Origin of the sequence: Haemophilus parainfluenzae, from assembly GCF_014931275.1 — a bacterium.
Classification (GTDB): Bacteria; Pseudomonadota; Gammaproteobacteria; order Enterobacterales; family Pasteurellaceae; genus Haemophilus_D.
In genome coordinates this window covers 1,077,400-1,097,643 of record NZ_CP063110.1, presented here as the reverse complement: position 1 = coordinate 1,097,643, position 20,244 = coordinate 1,077,400, and the positions used below count along the sequence as shown (strand labels likewise).

Here is a 20,244-nt window from a genome sequence, read left to right as displayed (position 1 = left end):
CCTATTAGCCTGCCCCAAACATAATGGCAGTTAAGATGAAATCGAGCCCAAGTACCACAAGTGATGCGTGGACAACCGTTCTGGTTGTGGCTTGACTGATACCTTCAGATGTTGGAATACAATCATAACCATTGAATAACGCAATCCACACCACCGCAATGGCGAAAAATACGCTTTTAATAAATCCGTTTAGAATGTCATAGCTCCAGCTCACTGCATTTTGCATCACTGACCAGAAGCTACCTGCATCCACACCTTTCCAATCCACGCCAACAAGCGATCCGCCCCAAATACCAATCGCGGTAAAGAGAATCGCAAGAATTGGCATCGCAATCACGCCCGCCCAAAAACGCGGCGCAATCACACGACGTAGTGGATCGACGGCCATCATTTCAAGGCTGGAAAGTTGTTCTGTGGCTTTCATTAAGCCAATTTCAGCCGTTAACGCTGAACCTGCACGACCCGCAAATAAAAGTGCGGTCACTACTGGGCCTAATTCACGTAATAAAGACAGTGCCACAAGTTGTCCAAGGCTGGTTTCTGCAGAAAAATCTACCAAGACTACATAGCCTTGTAAGCCTAACACCATCCCAATAAATAAACCTGAAAGCAGGATAATTAATAAAGACTGTACACCTAATGCGTATAACTGCTTCACTAATAAAGGAAAATGTTGACGAATTTGTGGCTTACCGACTAACGCACCGAACAACATAAAGCCTGATCGGCCTAATGCACGGAAAAACTTGATTACGCTTCGTCCAAGTGAAGAAATCATATCAACGATCATTTAAATAATTCCTCCACATAATCTTTTGCTGGATAATGGAATCTCACCGGTCCATCCGCTTCGCCTTTTAAGAACTGCACCACTTGAGGATCTTGGCTAGCAAGCAGTTGTTCTGATGTTCCTTCAGCGATCACATGCTTATCCGCAATAATATAGGCATAATCTGCAATACTTAATATTTCATTTACATCATGAGAAACCACGATAGACGTTAAGTTCAGCGCTTCATTTAAGCGTTTAATTAAACTCACAATTACGCCCATGCTGATTGGATCTTGCCCCGTAAACGGCTCATCAAACATGATTAAATCCGGGTCAAGTGCAATCGCACGCGCTAATGCAGCACGACGCGCCATCCCCCCAGAAAGCTCTGAAGGCATCAAATCTGCCGCACCGCGTAAGCCCACCGCTTCTAATTTCATCAACACAATTTGACGAATTAGACTTTCTGGCAAACGCGTATGCTCGCGAATCGGAAATGCCACGTTATCAAACGTTGAAATATCCGTAAATAATGCACCTGATTGGAATAACATTCCCATGCGTTTACGCACTTCATAAAGCTCTCGATTTGAAAGACGACAAATATCTTGTCCATCAAACAAAATCTCGCCTTGCTCAGGGTGCAACTGACCGCCAATTAATTTCAGTAGCGTGGTTTTCCCGATCCCTGATGGCCCCATAATGGCCGTAATTTTGCCCTGTTGGACTTTCAAATTCAGGTTATCGTAAATCACACGCTCACCTCGTTTGAAGGTCAGGTTTTTGACTTCGATTAGATTTTTATTCATTAAAATCTCATTGGTTTTATAAGAAGAAATTTATTTTCTCTCACGTTAAAAAAGTGCGGTCGTTTTGACTGCTATTTTTGTGAAAGGTTCAAGCGGCGTTTTAATAACGTCGTGAAGCCACGTAATAACACAAAAATCAATGACAACACATAAATAGGTAAATTACCCAATGCTGCATAAGGCGTTTTGCCTTCTGTTGGCACCATTTTATGGGTCAGCGTTGTTTCCTCAAATTGAGGCGCTTGCGCTTCAATGTTGCCTTTTGCATCAATAAACACTGAAATCCCCGTATTCGTTGCACGAATTAATGGTTTACCTAATTCGAGCGCGCGCATTCTAGCCATTTGTAAATGCTGCCAAGGGCCAATACTATCACCAAACCATGCATCATTAGAAATCGTCAGCAAATAATCTGTTTCTTTTTTCAGATTTTCACGAAGTTGCTCACCAAAAATAATTTCATAACAAATCGCTGGCGCAAAAGCATGTTGTTTTGCCATAAAAGATGGCTGTACCGCATCGCCACTTTGGAACGCTGACATTGGCAAATTAAATACGGAATTAAGTGGACGCAACAAACTTTCTAACGGCACGTACTCACCAAATGGCACGAGATGATGTTTGCTATAACGATTTTTTGTCGTTAATTCATAAGGGAAATCAGGATTCCCTGCCGTCACAATCGAATTTAATAACTTACCGCTTTGTTCATCACGATATACGGTACCAATCATCACTTCCGTGTTTTTCTCTTTTGCAACTTTATCTAAGGCCTCAAAAAATGGCGTAATGGCATTTTCCAAAGTTGGCAATGCAGACTCAGGTAAAATAATCAAATCAGACTTGCCTAAATGCGCCAAAATTTGTTTTTGATAGATATCTACCGTGGCATAAAGATATTCAGGATCCCATTTTAAATTTTGCTCAATATTACCTTGTGCAAGCGTGACAGTTAGTCCTTTACCCTCTTTGGGTTGAACAAAATTCACCTTACCTGCATAAGCACTTAATCCACCCACAACCAATAATAGCAATGCATTCACGCCGACTAAATTCCATTGTTTTTTCGATAGTGAAAAAACAAGATTAAAAATGACCGCACTTGCCCAAACGGTAAAGAATGTCATCCCAGTGACACCAAAAATCGGCGCGATGCCGTAAAATGGACTGTCGATTTGGGTATAACCAAATTGTAACCATGGAAAACCGGTAAACACCCATCCACGCAAGAATTCAGTCAATGTCCAAATCGCGGCAAAAATGACTGCACTTTGCACCTGAAAACGCTGGACTAAATAAGTGAAAAGCATTGGATAAAGTGCAAGGTAAGCCGAAAGTAAGCCCACCAAGAGATAACTCACACCAAGGGAAGCGCCACCAAATTGATGAATGCTGACATTTAACCAACTTACACCAAAACAGAAAAAGCCCATCGACCACAAAAAGGTGGCCAAAAGTGCGGTTGATTTTTTGGCATTTTTCGCCACAAAAAGTAATCCGCCTAAGGATACATAGGCTAATCCCCAATAATCAAACGGCGAAAAGGCAAATACGCCAATTACGCCAGAAATCAAGGCTATAAGATAAACGACTAATTTATTCATTTTATCCATACTACAAAAAAACATTCCCCCTCTTTAGCAAAGAGGGGGCTAAGAATACGGTCAAACTGAGTAACTTACTCAGCTTGTTCTTCTACACCTTCCATATCCGACAAATGCTCATCTGGCACGGTTACGCGTACCTGAATTAAACGGCGACTATCGGCTGAAGTCACTTTAAATTGAATATTTTCTAAGGTAATTTCTTCACCGCGTTTAGGCAAATACCCAAAGGCTTGCATGATTAAACCACCAATGGTATCCACTTCTTCATCATCAAAATGCGTATTAAATTGTGCATTAAAATCATCAATATCCGTTAGCGCTCGCACCGCATAAGTGTGACGAGAAAGCTGACGAATATCTGCGACATCTTCCTCATCAAATTCGTCTTCAATATCACCGACAATTTGTTCGAGAATATCTTCGATAGTCACCAAACCTGATACCGCACCAAACTCATCCACCACAATCGCCATATGGAAACGCTCAGAGCGAAAATCTTTTAGCATACGATCGACACGTTTACTTTCCGGCACAATCACAACTGGACGTAACAACTTGGAAAGTTCGAACTCTTCCGCATCTTCACGTAAAAACTTAAGCAAATCTTTTGCGTGTAAAATACCTTCAATATTATCGCGGTCATCCGTATCTGCAATCACAGGAAAACGAGAGTGGGCTGATTCAATAATGGTATTCAAGCAGGCATCAAGATCTTGATTCGATTCAATAAATACGATTTGCGAGCGAGGAATCATGATATCGCGTACGCGAAGCTCTGCGATTTCCATTACCCCTTCAATCATCTCACGAGTGTTTTGATCGATTAAATCGTTTTGTTCTGAATCGCGAATCACTTCGACGAGTTCTTCACGGTTTTTCAACTCACCTTGGAAAAAACGACCAATAAGTGATTGGAAAAAAGATTTTTTAGTTGTTTCAGTTTGATTACTCGAATGTTCTTCGTTCATAAAATTAAATGTGTTACTGTCGGATTGACTGTGTAAAAAGTAGCATATTTTGACAAAAATCGCAAAAAACTTAAGCTAAATAGCTGAAAATAAAGTGCGGTTAAAAACATTATGATTTTTAACCGCATTTCAAAAAATAATAACAAGAAAATGCCGAAAAATATGCTAATTTGCTAAATTAGTGCTTTTGCATTTTTTCCTTTACCTTTACTCGCTCTTCCCATATTTCTTTAGAAATATTATGTTCATCAGCTTCTTCCCACGTAAGATCGCTAATCCCTCTCATATATAGAGATCCCCAGCTATCCTCTTCTGGTATGTATGCAAATTTAATATCAAATTTCATGTCAGAATATAGTGAAAAGGTGTACTGAGTCCATTCTTGAGAAGTACTTTTTTTCAACTCTTTCATCAACAATATTATTTCATATTCAATTTCATTAGGATCATTATAGTGGATTTGACCATCTTCTGATACCCATGCAGAACCACCAGAGTAGTGTTCTGGATAAATAGAGCCAATAAAATCAATTCTTACCGCTTCTATAGGCATTATTGACCATAAAAGCTCTCCGATTTTCTGATATATTTCTTCTTTTTGCATAACTAATATCCTGTAGGTGTATTGTTAATATATATTCCTGGTGACTGTTTACCATTAATAGATGTCACAACAGCGAATGTTGTAGGCCTTGTACTATCTTTTTGGTAAATCGGCACTATTCGAACCTCTACCTTTTCTCCTTTTTTAATTGCATTTGCCCATTGAGTCTCTAATTTATACCATCTTCCCTTCGGACCATTTAATATTTTATCCTGAGCTGTTAAATTTATGGCTCCACCAAAACCATTAAACATCGAAGCGATCAAATGTCCACCACAGTCGGTTTCTAGGCGACACTCTCCTCCAGCTATTCTTTGTTGGTAGTTGTTCCTTTCCGCTTTATCTAAAATAAGCTGCCCCTTCGCCTCAGTGACTCGACCCAGATGATCCGTACGATATGAATGTCCATTACTTAAATTATATTCTGTATTAGGTTTAGGCTTATTTAGCGACCTTCTCTGTTTAGGATCATTTAAATTAATATTTTGTTTAACATACCCCTCTTTTGTTGGTTTTGGGGATTCTACTTTAATATTCTTCCCATTTCCAAGAGAATTTGCGTTCACTTTTTCAGATACCTTACCTGATACCTTACCTGATATTTTACTTGAAATGCTATCTAAAACTGCAGTAGTTTGGTCATAAGCCGTTTTAACAGTAAATTTTTCTATCTGTTCTTCTATCTTAAGACCAGCCATTGGGTCTGTTGCTAGGTTTTTAACATATTTAGCACCATCTTTAACTGCTTTAATTTGATTTTCGAGCTCTCCTTTAGCTTTTTGTACGCCTTTCTTCCCAATATCAGCTAACGAATTCTTATTCCAAATTCTCTTGATAGAATCAACATTATTATTAACCTGATTACTAAGTTTCTTACCATAATCTCGGACAGCAGCTAAAACTTCTGGCCATTTTCCATCTGGGTAATAACCTCCGGTAACTAAATTATCTGCGACTCGTTGTAATGAACGTTTATCTGTAATCATCCCATCTGGAAACATTTTCTTCACACGTTGAACTTCAATTTCTTCAATTTTTCTACGAGCCTCATACCCAGCAGTCTCAACACAAGATGCCCCGCCTCCACATGCAGAAAGATTCTGCTTATATAATTGATAATACTCTCGTTGAAGATCTCTATATAAGGCGAGTTTGGCCTTCTCTCGCTTAATATCTAGATTATTCATTTCTCTTACAATTTTTTCTCTACAAGCTTCAGGGTCTGCCTTACGCTTACAAGCATCATAAGCTTTATCTGCGGCTTCAATTTCCTCTTTCAGAAGCCAATTATTTGCTACTGCATTCTCCGCTATAATACCTCCAATATTTCCATTTTTAGAGGCACTGTAAGAATCTGCACCTTTAGCAGAAGCAGATGAATAGGCAACAGTTTGACCAATAAGGCTTGTGATACCCACAACCATTTCTTTATCTTTATCAGATAATTGGCTTGGGTCTGTCGCTCTAACTTTATCCACAAGTGTTTTTAACTTATCAATAGTGTTTTTTTCTGCTGTTTTAGGCATATCTTTAGAATCGGCCATTACAGCTTGAGTGATAGCCGCAACAACAGGAGCTGAAAGCTCTGCAACACCTGCAGCTAAAGCACCTGACGTACCACTACCACCAAGAGCATTAGCTTCCACTGCTCCCCAAAGAGCATGAGCAACGGTATTGGCAACAAGATTTACTTTGCCGGTTTCTTTATCTATTGTCTGCTCTTTAATTAAAGCATTAGCAAAAGGTGATGCGGCTGTAGCAGCAATACCTTGTGCAGATTGGCCACTTAATGCAGCAATAATCGTAGAAGTAATCGCATTCGCCTTACGGTAATGTTTACCACCTACACTCCATTGTTCGGCTTCATTTTTAACAATAGCTAATTGTTCTGCAACAGCTTCAGCACCCGCCTTATCTTGACGAGCCTCAAGTGCTTTTTTCTCTTCCTCCAAACGAGCTACTTCTTTTAAAAGTGGGGCACGTTGTCTTTCAACATAAGTATTAACCGCACTTTTAATATTCCCTGCAGCGGCTGAAATTTGGCGTTGTTCGCTTAAGATTTGATTAACATCTTTTGGCTTATCAACTTCACCGTTAGCTTGATTAATATCTGTATTAATACCCAAAGCCTGCGCTGTAATTTGCGTCGGTGCAGTATCTTTATTTAAGATAATCTTGCCTTCAGTTAAGGTTGCACGAGTCACCGAGTTATCCGAATCAGACTCATTCATTGGTAAGCCACCACCAAAGTTCGTTGACGAAGATGTTGGGCCATTTGATGAAAAGCTATCCTTCATTTTCGAGCCAATTTGGCTAAATGGAGAGCTACCTGATGATGAATTATCTTTTGGTGTACCACCACTCTGACTATAGCTCGCACTAAATGACATACTCATAGCATCACTGTGACTTTCATTTTGAATATCTTCAAAAGTCAGCTTATTGGTTGCTAATTCACTATTAGCCGGATTCGTACTGGTAATCGCTGCTCCTTTTAAGTGAACATTCTTCGCATTAACATGATATCCGCCTTCTTCAGCAAATAATCCTGCTTGCTCTTTCACCTGTTTATAGCCTGATTCACCTTTTTCTGAATTAGCATAACCACTTACACGCCAGTTATTTCCCCAGCCAAACTCAACTTCTAAACCACCGCCGCTTGATTTGGTCTCAAATTTGTTTTCATCTTGCACACTCGCAATATTGAGATTTCCACCTACGTTAGCGTTGATTGTTTTAGCTTTGGCTGTCGTGCCCGTTAATGTAGTATCACCTTGAGTATTGATATTCAAGGTTTCAGTATTAAGATGGCTATTTGTATAGTTCACCCCTTCTACATTGGTTTTACTGCTTGAACCACCTACACGAGCATAAATACCAATACCAGTTTGCGCACCAATTGTTGCCGCCATCCCAACTTCAACACCTGCACTTTGTGAACGGGCATGTTGATCTACCGTACTCTTACCTGGATCAATCGTTAGGTTATTGGCATTAAAGGTTACGCTACTGTCTTTTAAGCGGTTACCTTTTTCATCGACAGAAGTGATATCTGCATGGGTGATATTAATATTCCCTAACTGCGGATTACCTTGTGCATTTGTGCTGCCATCACCGCGTGCAGTAAACTCAATCTCTTTCGCATTAAATAGGTTGCCTTGGCTGGTGTGCTGATAGCTGTCTTCTTTCTTACGGCTATGAGCGACCCCAGTACCAGATTCCACGCGAATTAAATAAGATGCACCTCCTTGCCCTTGGAATGCAGAGGCCAAGTTATAAGCTTGTGCTGCAACACTCATGATATTTGCTGCTTGCACACGATCTGAGGCTTTTTTATTTTTTACAGTGCTTTCAATACTATTGATTAAATCAATAATTGGTGATTTTACACGAGTAAATTGACCAAATTTTAGATCGCTTTCACTTTGTTTATATTTATCGGTATTAAAAGCTGAATCCACAATAATATTTTGTGCATTAATGGAAGCTTTATCTTTTGATAAAATTTCTGCTGATGTTTGACGATAATCTTTACCGGCATACACTTCTACCTTATCACCTAAGCTCGCTAATTGCGCTTTTTCATGGTGAGTAAAGTTACCATCTTGGTTAAAACGAGTACGGTTATAACCATAGAAGCGTTCAGAATCTGAAATAACAGCCTCACCTACCGCATGGCCTTTACGTTGCTGCGTTGTATCTTGTGTGGTAACCGCTGTATCTAAAACAACATTACCCGCTGCAGATAATTGGTTTTTACCCTCAGACACAATTTTGGCACCTTTAGCATGAATATCACCTTTTTGTGCCACTATTTGGTTATTACCACCTACAGAAATAGTCGTTGATACTTCTTGTGTTTGAGTTGCATCGCCATTTTCACGTTGAGTGTGTACACCAAAAAGGTATTTATTCGCATCACCTAAACTAAATCCTTTATCTGAGGTATTGGCCTGCTGAGTATAAGTGTTCTCAGCCGTTCCTAACTCAATATTATTTGAGGCTAGGAATGTTGCACCTTTCTCTGCTGCAATTTGTGTACCTTGTGTGCGAATATCACCTTCAGACGCCACCACATTAAGTTGTCCGCCAGCATTAACTGCGGTCACTTTTGCGGTTGTTTCTATCGTGGTTTTATCTGATTTACTGCGTTTGTGTTCCAAATACGGTACGATACCACGGCTCATTAACTCCACTGCATCTGCGCCAGCTTCTGCAATAGAGTTAATTTTCCCTACAACGGTTTCTGTACCACCTTGTTTTTGGCGTTGTTTATATTGATCTATGGCTTTCAAAGTTGGATCATAAACCATGCTTAAACCAAAACCGCTTGTTTTACTCGATTGATGTACTTCGGTATGATGTACTTCTTTTGCTGCTTCAAGATTGACTTGTTTTGCACGTAGATCAGATTGTTCCTGACTGTTTAAATCAGAACCTCGCACAGTCAAGACATTTTCAGCGGCTAAAGTTGTAGTACCACCTGTTAATTGGCTACCTGCTGCTTCTAAGCTTATGGATTTGCTGTCTAGATTAGACTTGCTTTTCTCATAACCAATTTTTGCCACGCCACCTTTAAAGCTTGTAGCTAAACCAGAACGTTTTTTCTCATAATGTTCTTCAACGTAAGCGTTGTTTTCCGCCTCTTTCACATTAACATTCTTCGCTTGCACCAATAAGCCATCTTGTGCAGTAATCGAAGAGCCTTTAACTGTCGCATTTGCATCTTGTGAATAAACAATAACATCCTTACCATTTACTTCACTGCCTTTGCTTAGATCATAATCATGATGACGACGCATTTCTTCGGTTTCTTTTGTTAAGAAACCTTTTGATGTTTGTTTATTTCGGCGATCTAAATGCTCAATATCTCGTCCTTCTTCAAGCTTCACTTCGCCTTGTGAGGCAATAATAGTTCTACCTTCTTCACTATTAACCTTAGCTTGACGAAGTGTGGTTTCTTCTTGTCCCACTAAACGAGTGCCTTCTTTGCCCTCAATAACAGAGCTCACCTCACCTTCTTTATCTAAGTGATAATGATGGTTATCGCTAAAGTCATAGTGTTCTTTACTGCTTTGCTTCTCAGTCGTCACCAAAAGCTTACCTTTGGCATTTACATCAACCGTGCCTGCCGATTTCACATTTGCTGCTTTTATTGTGATATCACCACCACTTTGAATAGATAACTCACCATCCTTGCCTGTTACCTTCAATTCACTTTGGCGATCGACTTGTTTATTACCCGTTTCTGTTCGACCTAATTGGCTTTGTGTTTCTGTTGTGGTTGCACCAAGCTCTACGGATTTTCCACCGTATAGAGACAAGCTATCTGCAGCCATAATCTTACCGCCAAGGTTCACTAATTTTTGATCAGCATTGAGGTTGACGTTATCTGCTAAAACTACCCCTTTATTTTGTAGATCTTGACCGTAAACATTCACCAAATCACTTGCGATCAAGGTACCATTATTATTCATACTGGTAACTTTAGCCACAATGCTATCACCAGAAATCACAGCTCCTGTTGGTGCGACTTGAGCACGGTTAGAAGCTAAATAAATCTTAGGCGTTAAAACATTGAGCTTTTTACCACCTGGTAATGTCACCTCTTCATTTACCATCCACACTAAATCAGTAGTGAGTTCCGACATTTGCTTTTCAGTTAATGCCACACCTGGTACTAAATTTAATTTTTTGGCGTAATGAACACCGTTATTCATCAAACCTTGATATTGCTCTAAATCATTTTGGTAACCTTCAAGATAACGACGTCCAGTTAACTGATTGATTTGCTCATTGACAAGGCGTAACTCATAAAAACCATCCCCCAAACGTTTCTGCATATTATCTGGAGAATACTGCAAAGCATTCAGCATATAATCTGAGCTTAGCCATTTTTGTTTATTAGCAAAACGTGGGTCTGTTTCAATCACATAACCACTCGGCGCATCAGGATTAATATTATAGAGCGATGATTTATCAAGAGATTGTGTCAGGCGGTTTAATACTACATCACCTACGTTAGCTTTACCTGCTACGCCGTTATTAGTAAATTCAGGGGCCACATTTTCTTTATAAGCAAATAGCCCTAAATCTTTCACACTTTCATTTTGTTTAAAGTAGATATTGGTATCACTGGCTGTAGTATAGTAACGGTCAAAGCGATTTCTTTTTTTTCTAGCTTTATAATAAGCGGTTACCTTTCCTTTATCCGTGACTATCGTACGACCTTTAAATTCTTCGTTATTTAATTGTCCATCGGCAGTTTCAATTACCCCACCAGCAATTACTTTACTGTCTTGGTTATCTACACGTGCATCATTAAAGTCAATCCCACCACCACTTAAAATCTTACCTTCTTGGTATTTCGGGGCGAGCACCATGGTTTCATTTACCGTACGGGTATAATCATACTCATGCCAGTTATCACTTTCGATTTTGCCATCCGGTGAAAAAATATGATAAAGATCTCTTATTTTTCGGTTTAGCCCCAAACGACTACTTTTATTATCTTGTTTAACTTTATAAACCCCAGAGTCTTTACCATAGATAGTTGAATCATTCCCAATTCGATACTCAAAAACCGGTGTAGACGAGGTATCCACATTTTCTGTCTCAAGGAAAAAGTGCTTATTCTCTACTACACCTGTGTTAAAGGTAATTGCTTTACTTTTCGCATCATCGTAAATATTTAGCGCCTCAATTACACCATTATGGTTGTGAACATAAGTCGATTTTCCGGCCGCTTGATTATCTTCATCGAGAGTTTTACCTACATAAATTTTCCCCATACTTAAAAGAGTACTTTCATTACGGTTTAAAACTCTATCTACACCAATATCTAAACGCTCACGCGCTGCAATCACTGCTGATTTATTGTCTTCTTCAAGATTGTTTAGAGTGTCACCTTGCAACGCAAGATGATCACCATAAATACGACCAGTACCAAGGTTATTAATCGTTACTGCTTTTGCAACAGTTAGCGCACCATCAATTAAACCACGGTTAGTCAAAGTATTTGTGTTAATGTGTGTTTCATTACCGCTAATTTCAGCTTCTTTAGTATTTTCAATATTCGCAGCCTGAACACTAAGTTTGTTACCTACACGTAGTTGGCTATTATTTGTTAGATTTCCTTGAGTTTTGAAATCTAAACTACCTCCTGCTTGGAAAGCATTATTAAGCACCAACCCATCTTGCAAATGTACGGTTAAATCGCCTTTTGTTTTTACTGAGCCATCATTTGCTAAAGTTTTAGCTGTTAATTCAATTGATTTACTCGCTTCAATTTCACCATCTTTATTATCAATGGTTTTCGTCATGTTAAGATTTGCATGTTCATCGGTATAGATTCCACCTTGCTGGTTAGAAAGATTATCAGCAATTATCGCCACTTGCGCACCACGAATACCTTGCTCCGTTTTGCTGTTAGCTTTCGTCCCTTGGTTATCCACATTTTTCGCTTTAACACTTACTTTATCTGAGGCTACAATCAGAGAGCCTTTATCTGACTGTTTACGGTTATCAACATTATTCGCGCTAAGCTGCACTTGTTTACCTGCAATGACACCCTGTTTGTTATCAATGTTTTGAGCATTAAGTTGTGCCTGAGCTTTAGCATAAACTGTGCCACGGTTCTCAATATTCTTTTTCGCATTAAGTTGGGTGTTTTCGCTGCCCCCAATAAAGCCATCATTGACAATTTTCCCTTGGCTATCAATCTTCACCTCACCTGCAGCAGCACCAATGTGCCCCGCATTACGTACACCAAGCCCCTGACCATTGTCCACTAAATGAATTTTCTCAGCATACATCCCGCCTAATTGGCCCACATCCACACTGTAAGTTTGTGTTTGGCCATTTTGGCTCTCTGAAGTGCGGTCAGTTTCGTTTGTATTTTTATCACCAACATAAACCACCGAATCATTGGTGCGGTCTACCTTGTTTTTACCTGTGGTAACCTTAACTTTATTACCCCACACACCACCTTTGATTTCAGCCTTATCTGCAATAATATCTGTGTAATCTGCTTTAGAGGTATCCATCCCCTTTTGACCTACTGAGACCTTTCCTCCTTGTACGCGATAGCCTTTTAATTCACCATTTTCAACTTCTGCCTTACCCGTAGTAAACGTTGCACGCCCTGCATTTATCACACCACAGCCATCACACTGAATGCCACTAGGGTTAGCAATCACCACATCTGCTTTTTTACCCGCTACTTCTACATAACCTTTTAAACGGCTTGGATTCGCTGAGTTAACTTCATTCAAAATCACTTTCGCTTCACCACGAGCAAGATTTGGGTTACCCTGCACCCAGCCAGCCATCTGAGTTTGTGCCGCTTTACGAGCATTGTTTAATACAGCCCCTTTCTCTGCCACATCAAATTGTGAATATTGGTTACGCGATACTCCAGCCTGACTTGGTGCTTGAATATTAACTTGTGGAATGCCATTACCTGTTTGTAATACTGTCGGCTGTTGATTACCTGGTGCTGATTTATCCGCACGAATAGCCATATCTTCAGCTTGAACTGAAGGTGAAAGGAACACAAAGCCTAATGCTAGCATTAAGCTAAAATGGATAGGGTTGAGTGAGAGCGCGGTTGAAAACAACCCTGTTTTTGACTGTTCTGAGCTCATATTCTCTCTTTGTGTGCTTTACCCTGTGATTTGGCAAGTTCAGATACCACAACAAGTTGATTTAATACACGACTAAAAATAACTTTGTAATGACGTTTATTCATTTTCTCAATTTCCTTTAAATTTTAAATTCTGTCTAATTTCAATTAATCTGATAAATACGTATTAAAAACGGTAACTTACATTAAATCCGGTTGTCACATTACTGGTTCTAAATCCTTCTGGCTTTTTAATCGGTTTACCTACGAAATAATCATAGTTAATTCCCCATAATTTGCCTCTAAGACCAATCACCCCACCAATTAAGCTACTTCCTACTTGAAGCTCATCTTGACTAGAATGCACTTTACCTTGGTCTATACCTAAATAAAGCTCATGCCCTTTATTAGCAATGTCCCACCCAAGTTCATTACGCCATAACCAACCTTTTTCACCCGAAAGCGAAAGCTCACCATCAAACCCTCGTACGGTATAACGCCCACCAATACTAAATTTATCTTGTTGAGTTAAAGGTGTGCGATTCCATTGACCATTCCAACTAGTATTGAAACGAAATGGTTGATTACCCATCGTAAATGGATACGTTAAATCAAGTCCCGCTGTAATAATTTGCATGCGTGAAGTCCCTTCACCAAACGCTTCTTCTGGTGCTGGTAGCGCTTTATTACCGCCTGTACCACGCTTGTAACCAGCAAAAATCTGCAAAACAAGGTCGCTGATGTAGTGAGTATGATTAATCCCCACTTCCCAACCTGCTGTTCGACGACGTTGTACTTCAACTTCTGTATCATCAATATAGTTATGAGATTTTTTCGTCCATAATGCACCATTGATATACGTTTTATGTTGACTACCACGAGAGAGTAAGCGACTTAAATTCACTTTCATTTGTTGGCTTTCGCCAGAATAGACATAAGACTCAAAAGCCCCTGCGACTGTTTGATGATAAGAATATTTAGAGCCTGAAAGAGTTAAAAGGTAGTTTCTCCAAGGAATAGAATAATAGAGTGTTATATTTTTACTACCATAATCGCCTTCTGCATCGTCACTATTACGCTTAAAGCTACGCGTACCACTGATATAGAACATGTCGTTCAGTGTTAACACATTATCCCAAGAAAATGTTGCTGAGCCCTGTAAGCGACCTGTTGCTTTGCTACCTGAATCATCTACACCTAAAGTTAAATGAAAAGGCAATGTCTGTTTATAGGAAATCACAATATCGGTTTCCCCTACATTTTCACTTGGTACAAGCTCCATATTGGCATCAGCACTTGGTACACGTTTTAAGTTTTCTAATCCTTGCTCAATATTGCGTACATTTAACATGTCTCCTTGCGACATTGGCATAGCAAACCATAGCGTACCGCGTGTCGCAAATGGAATAGCACTTTGGTCTTGTAATTGAATGCGACCCACTTTACCTGGTATTACCGTTAAAACTAACACGCCTGAACGCAAATCTTGTGGTTCAACTACAACACGTGTTGTCACATAACCTGCATCAATCAAACGATTTTGAATACGACGAAGTAATACGTTAATCCCTTCTGAACCAATACAAGCCGGTAGCGCAAAATCACGTTCAGCATAAACTGATTTTAATGCCCAAGAAAATTGGCTAGGTTGAGCAAGTTTAAGAGGAGTTGTTGATGAAGTGGATTCTTCAGCTTGATAGTCTGTGAGTGCTAATTGATTGATGGGAAAACATTGTGCTTCATTTTGTGGAAAGCTAGGAGACGATTCTTTTTCTGCCTCCAAACGCACATTCGCTGATTGCGTTTGCTGAGCTAAAATTGCAGCCTCTTGTTCCGCTTGTTGTTTTTGTTGTTGAGCATCAATTTGTTTTTCTACATTTGCATTTGTAGAAGGTGGATTAGCTAAGATAAAAGGGGACACCAGAAATAATCCCACTCCAAACAATCTAGATATAGTCATAATAAATTTGTGGTTATTAAGATGTTGAAAATTATTGGATTTAATAAATTTAAATACCATACTAAAAAACTAAACAAATTTAATTTTATTAAACCATACAAAAACAGTCAACAAAATAATAACTGCAATTTTTTTAAGGTTATTTAACCTTTTATATAAATATAATAATGAAATGACTTAAATTAAGGAGAATAAAATATAAAGTGCGATTAAAAACACAATAGTTTTTAACCGCACTTTTATTAACTGATTAACTATTTAAACCTAAACTCAGTCCACTGGTAATAGCGTTCACCTGGTTTTTGAATACCGCCATAATTTTGCCATTCGGGATGGTTAGGGGTATCGGGAAGGCATTGCGTTTCAAGTGCGATGCCACTGAAATCTTGATAAGTGCCACCTTTACGAGTTGGGATACCTGCAAGATAGTTTCCTGTATATACCTGTAATGCTGCTTGGGATGTGAGCACTTCAAGGCTTAAATCTTCATTAGGGGAAGTCAATAATACACAAGGTTTTTGCCATGCTTTATTGACGATAAAAGAATGATCGTAACCTTTTGTTACCACTTGATCGCCTTGTTGGAAATCTTGTGCGATTGGTTTTGCAACACGAAAATCAAAGCTGGTATTCACCACATGCTTAAGTGGTGAATTTGGGATGCCTTCACCATCAACCGGTAAATAGAAATCCGCATTGAGGCGTAATGTATGATTTCTCACATCACTACCCTGCTCAGCATTTTCCAAATTGAAATAAGCGTGGTTTGTTAAGTTCAGTGCGGTATCTTTATCACTTTCTGCTTCGTATTCAATTTTTACGCTATTTTCATCGGTTAGCGTGTAAAGTACATTAACTTGTACATGACCTTCAAAACCTTGATCACCATCGGGAGACACAAGGGAAAAATGCACAAAATTCTGACCGCACTCTTCCACCTTCCAACGGCGTTTATCAAAGCCTTCTTTACCACCATGTAATTGATGTTTGCCTTGATTCGCAACCAGCTGGATTGTTCGCTCACCCAATTCAAATTGGGCGTTAGCGATACGATTTGCATAGCGTCCTACGCTTGCACCCAAATAAGCGGTTTGATGAGGATAATCTTCCACTTTGCAGCCAAGTAATACTTCTCGCAACACACTATTCACAGGGACTTTACAAGAAAGCCAAGTGGCTCCCCAATCCATAAATTGCACAGTCATGCCATTTGAATTGGTGAGTTGAACAAGTTGATAAGGCTGTCCATCTGGTGCATTGAACGCCGTTTTTTCTAGCATAGACTCACTCCTTGTGAGGCTGTGCAAACGTAGAAATCTTCTTTTAAACCCGTTTGTTTCTCATAATTATCGGCAATAATTTTACGCACTTCTTCAACTTTATCATGAGGTGCAAGGGCAACAATGCAACCACCAAAACCACCGCCCGTCATTCTCGCGCCACCGGTTTTACCAATCACTAATTGAGCAAGTTCAACAAGATAATCGATTTGCGGCACGGTAATCTCGAAATCATCGCGCATTGATTCGTGAGATTGCCCCATTAACTCACCTAATTTTGTTAAATCGTTATGTTTTAAGGCTTCAACGGCATCAAGTACGCGTTGGTTTTCAGTCACCACATGACGTGCACGTTTAGCCACTAAAGAATTAAGTGCGGTCAATTCTGCTTCTCTTTTTTGGAATTCTTCTACTGACACATCACGCAACGCTTTCACACCAAAGAATTCTGCCGCTTTTTCACATTGCCAACGGCGTGTATTGTATTCACCCGTCACCAAATCATGGGGTACATTTGAGTTCACAATGATAACAGCGACATCTTTCGGCACAGGCGTTGGCTGTGTTTCTAAGCTACGGCAATCAATCATTAAGAGATGATCTTTTTGTCCTAAAGCAGAAATTAATTGATCCATGTTTCCGCAATTTGCGCCTACAAATTTGTTTTCAGCTTTTTGACCAATTAAAGCAATTTCTGTATGTGTTAAAGGTAAATCACTGAGTTGTTGGCAGAACTTACCCGTCGCTACTTCAAGAGCAGCAGAAGAACTCAAACCAGAAGAATGTGGTACATTTCCAGAAATCACTAAATCAGCACCTTGTTTAAATTGTGGGTAACGTTCTTGAATAAATTTCACCACACCACGCACATAATTCGCCCATTTTTGCTCACTTTGAGGGAAATCTTCATCAAGAGAAAAGGTATCCTCAAGATCAAGATCTGCTGCATAAACATTCCAAATATGATCAGTACGTTTTGATCCCGCAATGGCTGTACCATAATTGATCGCACAAGGCATTACAAAGCCATCATTGTAGTCGGTATGTTCGCCGATAATGTTCACACGACCTGGTGCATACACGGTCAGTTCAGGTTGCTTGTTATATTTTTGAGTAAAAATGTGTTGGGATTTTTGGACTGGAGTCATATTATTTTCCTTTATCTTTCACACTCCCTCTTAACTCAAGAGGGAAAGGATTTCTTAACGTTCTTTGTAATGTACTTCGCTTAACGCACGTAATCTTTCTGCGGCTTGTTCAGCGGTGAGGTCACGTTGGCTTTCACCTAGCATTTCATAACCCACCATAAATTTGCGAACCGTAGCTGAACGCAACAACGGTGGATAAAAATGCGCATGAAGCTGCCAATGTTCGTTATCTTCATTATTAAATGGTGCAGCATGGAAGCCCATCGAATAAGGGAAAGACGTTTCAAATAAGTTATCGTATTTCGTTGCCAATTTTTTCAATATCACGGCAAGATCTTTAGCTTGAGCTTCAGTTAATTCTGTTAAGCGTTTTACATGCAATTTAGGCAACAACAGGGTTTCAAACGGCCACACCGCCCAATAAGGCACCACCGCAACCCAATGCTCGGTTTCCACCACAATACGTTCTTTTTTCTCTAATTCTTTTTGAACGTAATCCACTAAAAGTACCGAACCGTGTTTTTCATAATAATTTCGTTGAGCAACATCTTCACGTGCGACTTCATTTGGTAGAAAGCTATTTGCCCAAATTTGTCCGTGCGGATGGGGATTGGAACATCCCATTGCCGCACCTTTGTTTTCGAAAATCTGTACCCACTGATATTTTTGGCCCAATTCACGCAATTGCTCTTGCCACACTTTTATCACTTCTTCAATTTCTAGTGCGGTCAATAATGGCAAGGTTTTACTGTGATCTGGTGAAAAACAAATAACACGGCTTTCACCACGAGCTTGGCTCATTTGGAAAAGAGGATCGGCTGATTGCTCTGGCGCGGGTGTATCTTCTAATAAAGCCGAGAAATCATTTTTGAATACATAAGGTTTATGGTAATCCGGATTAGGTTCGCCAGTGATACGTTTATTACGCGGGCAAAGATAACAATTTGGATCGTGGCTTGGCTTTTGTTCCTCACTCACTTTTTCTTGTTGCCCCTGCCATGGACGTTTAGCACGATGTGGCGAGACTAAAACCCATTGGTCAATTAACGGATTATAACGACGATGTGGATGATCTGTCGGTTCAAATACGGTTTCGCTCATATTTTTGCTCCAAAATGTAAACGATTACAAAAAATTTTCTCATAAGATAACAAATTAAAAAAAATAAACCGTGATCATTATCACAAAATCAGGAAATAAGCCGCTCATCCAATCACTTTTTTGTGACGAATGTAGCATTTTTGAAAGTAACCGCTTTCAATTTTATTCAAATTTACTATGATAATTGCTATGAAAAAATGAATGAGAGCCCTGTTATGCCTACAATTCGAGATGTTGCTGAATTAGCTTGTGTGTCGGTTGCCACTGTTTCCCGGGTGATTAATCGCTCCCCATCTGTGAGTGAAAAAACCCGTTATTCGGTACAACGTGCAATGGAAGTCTTAAATTATCAACCCAATGCAAACGCACAAGCTCTGGCAGTACAAAATACTGATACCATTGGCGTGGTGGTTACCGATGTAACGGATCCGTTCTTTGCTATCTTGGTTAAATCGGTCGATAAAGTCGCTGAAGAGCATCAAAAAACGATTTTGATCGGCATTGGATACCATCATGCAGAAAAAGAGCGTGAAGCCATTGATACCTTGCTACGCAAGCGTTGTAGCTGTTTGGTTGTTCATTCCAAAGCCCTTTCTGACGAAGAGTTACAACATTATTTAGAAAATGTACCCGGTATGGTGGTAATTAACCGCGTGATTGCGGGTTATGAAAATCGTTGCGTCAGCCTTGATAACCGCCAAGGTACCTATCTTGCCACTGAAATACTGATTCGTTATGGTCATAAGCACATCGCCTACATTGGTTCCAACCACGGTATTTTAGATGAAACTGAGCGCAAGGAAGGCTACTTAGAGGCCTTAGAAGCGCATAACTTCCCCATTGTAGAACAAGCCATTGTGCATAATTCGCCTGATTTTGAAGGCGGTGAAAAAGCCATGATTGATTTATTGAGCTACAACTCCAATTTAACCGCAGTGGTGGCCTATAACGATACAATGGCAGCGGGGGCAATTTCCGTTTTAAATGAAAACAATATCAAAGTCCCGAAACAATTTTCCATTGTGGGATTTGATGATATGCCAATTGCTCGATATTTAATCCCAAAACTCACTACGATTCGATATCCAATTGATTTAATGGCAAATTATGCGGCAAAACTAGCGTTAAGTTTAGTCGATTCGTCTATTGTTACACCGACTGTTGTTCAATTTAATCCAACATTGGTGAGACGTTTTTCCGTAGAAAATGCAATAAAACCGTGATGGAGATCACAAATTTAAACATTGCTATGTAATCGTTTTCATTTATGTGAGTTTGATCACAGATTAACAGTTTTGATTTCGTTATGATGGATTCAGTTGCAATAGATGTACGCAACATTCCTCTATTTGATATATAAAAAATCAACAAT

The 20,244-nt window shown here is 39.5% G+C and carries 10 protein-coding genes and 2 pseudogenes; 1 reads left to right on the top strand and 11 read right to left on the bottom strand.

Annotated features, from left to right (window positions below; translation table 11 throughout):
* Positions 1 to 4: 4 nt before the first annotated feature.
* From mlaE to galT, 11 genes and pseudogenes are all read right to left on the bottom strand, one after another.
* The gene (gene mlaE, locus INQ00_RS05405; RefSeq protein WP_054418238.1) at positions 5 to 790 is read right to left on the bottom strand and encodes a lipid asymmetry maintenance ABC transporter permease subunit MlaE; all 786 of its coding nucleotides are present in this window, start codon (positions 788 to 790) and stop codon (positions 5 to 7) included.
* On the bottom strand, positions 787 to 1,581 hold the full coding sequence (mlaF, locus tag INQ00_RS05400; protein ID WP_005699257.1) for a phospholipid ABC transporter ATP-binding protein MlaF: 795 nt from the start codon (positions 1,579 to 1,581) through the stop codon (positions 787 to 789). Before mlaF ends, mlaE begins: the two co-directional genes overlap by 4 nt.
* Before the next feature lie 71 nt (positions 1,582 to 1,652).
* Positions 1,653 to 3,185 carry an apolipoprotein N-acyltransferase gene (lnt, locus tag INQ00_RS05395; RefSeq protein WP_197547500.1) on the bottom strand — a complete coding sequence of 511 codons (1,533 nt, stop codon included), beginning with the start codon at positions 3,183 to 3,185 and terminating at the stop codon, positions 1,653 to 1,655.
* Between the two features lie 74 nt (positions 3,186 to 3,259).
* The gene (gene corC, locus INQ00_RS05390; protein WP_014064936.1) at positions 3,260 to 4,156 is read right to left on the bottom strand and encodes a CNNM family magnesium/cobalt transport protein CorC; all 897 of its coding nucleotides are present in this window, start codon (positions 4,154 to 4,156) and stop codon (positions 3,260 to 3,262) included.
* 178 nt (positions 4,157 to 4,334) lie between these two features.
* Complete coding sequence (locus INQ00_RS05385; protein WP_197546430.1) at positions 4,335 to 4,760, bottom strand: hypothetical protein; 426 nt, start codon at positions 4,758 to 4,760, stop codon at positions 4,335 to 4,337.
* A 2-nt stretch (positions 4,761 to 4,762) separates the two neighbouring features.
* Positions 4,763 to 5,182 (bottom strand): annotated as a pseudogene (locus tag INQ00_RS09860) (DNA/RNA non-specific endonuclease); the annotation flags it as partial.
* A 1,275-nt stretch (positions 5,183 to 6,457) separates the two neighbouring features.
* Positions 6,458 to 13,509: pseudogene (locus INQ00_RS05375) on the bottom strand (two-partner secretion domain-containing protein); the annotation flags it as partial.
* 61 nt (positions 13,510 to 13,570) lie between these two features.
* Positions 13,571 to 15,343, bottom strand: coding sequence for a ShlB/FhaC/HecB family hemolysin secretion/activation protein (locus INQ00_RS05370; protein WP_197546429.1), 1,773 nt, complete (start codon positions 15,341 to 15,343; stop codon positions 13,571 to 13,573).
* A 254-nt stretch (positions 15,344 to 15,597) separates the two neighbouring features.
* Positions 15,598 to 16,623, bottom strand: coding sequence for a galactose-1-epimerase (gene galM / locus INQ00_RS05365; protein ID WP_197546428.1), 1,026 nt, complete (start codon positions 16,621 to 16,623; stop codon positions 15,598 to 15,600).
* Positions 16,617 to 17,771, bottom strand: coding sequence for a galactokinase (gene galK / locus INQ00_RS05360; RefSeq protein WP_197546427.1), 1,155 nt, complete (start codon positions 17,769 to 17,771; stop codon positions 16,617 to 16,619). The genes galM and galK overlap by 7 nt, the downstream gene beginning before the upstream one ends.
* Positions 17,772 to 17,825: 54 nt before the next feature.
* Positions 17,826 to 18,872: a galactose-1-phosphate uridylyltransferase gene (gene galT / locus INQ00_RS05355; protein WP_197546426.1), complete on the bottom strand. Its 1,047-nt coding sequence runs from the start codon at positions 18,870 to 18,872 to the stop codon at positions 17,826 to 17,828.
* Between the two features lie 215 nt (positions 18,873 to 19,087).
* Here galT and INQ00_RS05350 point away from each other — a divergent pair, with 215 nt between their 5' ends.
* On the top strand, positions 19,088 to 20,095 hold the full coding sequence (locus INQ00_RS05350; protein WP_065244398.1) for a substrate-binding domain-containing protein: 1,008 nt from the start codon (positions 19,088 to 19,090) through the stop codon (positions 20,093 to 20,095).
* The last annotated feature ends 149 nt before the right edge of the window (positions 20,096 to 20,244 follow it).

Excerpts from the sequence above, each read along its gene's own strand:
- INQ00_RS05350 (WP_065244398.1), top strand. The coding sequence starts at position 19,088 with ATGCCTACAATTCGAGATGTTGCTGAATTAGCTTGTGTGTCGGTTGCC.
- lnt (WP_197547500.1), bottom strand. The coding sequence starts at position 3,185 with ATGAATAAATTAGTCGTTTATCTTATAGCCTTGATTTCTGGCGTAATT.
- galM (WP_197546428.1), bottom strand. The coding sequence starts at position 16,623 with ATGCTAGAAAAAACGGCGTTCAATGCACCAGATGGACAGCCTTATCAA.
- corC (WP_014064936.1), bottom strand. The coding sequence starts at position 4,156 with ATGAACGAAGAACATTCGAGTAATCAAACTGAAACAACTAAAAAATCT.
- mlaF (WP_005699257.1), bottom strand. The coding sequence starts at position 1,581 with ATGAATAAAAATCTAATCGAAGTCAAAAACCTGACCTTCAAACGAGGT.
- galK (WP_197546427.1), bottom strand. The coding sequence starts at position 17,771 with ATGACTCCAGTCCAAAAATCCCAACACATTTTTACTCAAAAATATAAC.
- INQ00_RS05370 (WP_197546429.1), bottom strand. The coding sequence starts at position 15,343 with ATGACTATATCTAGATTGTTTGGAGTGGGATTATTTCTGGTGTCCCCT.
- mlaE (WP_054418238.1), bottom strand. The coding sequence starts at position 790 with ATGATCGTTGATATGATTTCTTCACTTGGACGAAGCGTAATCAAGTTT.
- galT (WP_197546426.1), bottom strand. The coding sequence starts at position 18,872 with ATGAGCGAAACCGTATTTGAACCGACAGATCATCCACATCGTCGTTAT.
- INQ00_RS05385 (WP_197546430.1), bottom strand. The coding sequence starts at position 4,760 with ATGCAAAAAGAAGAAATATATCAGAAAATCGGAGAGCTTTTATGGTCA.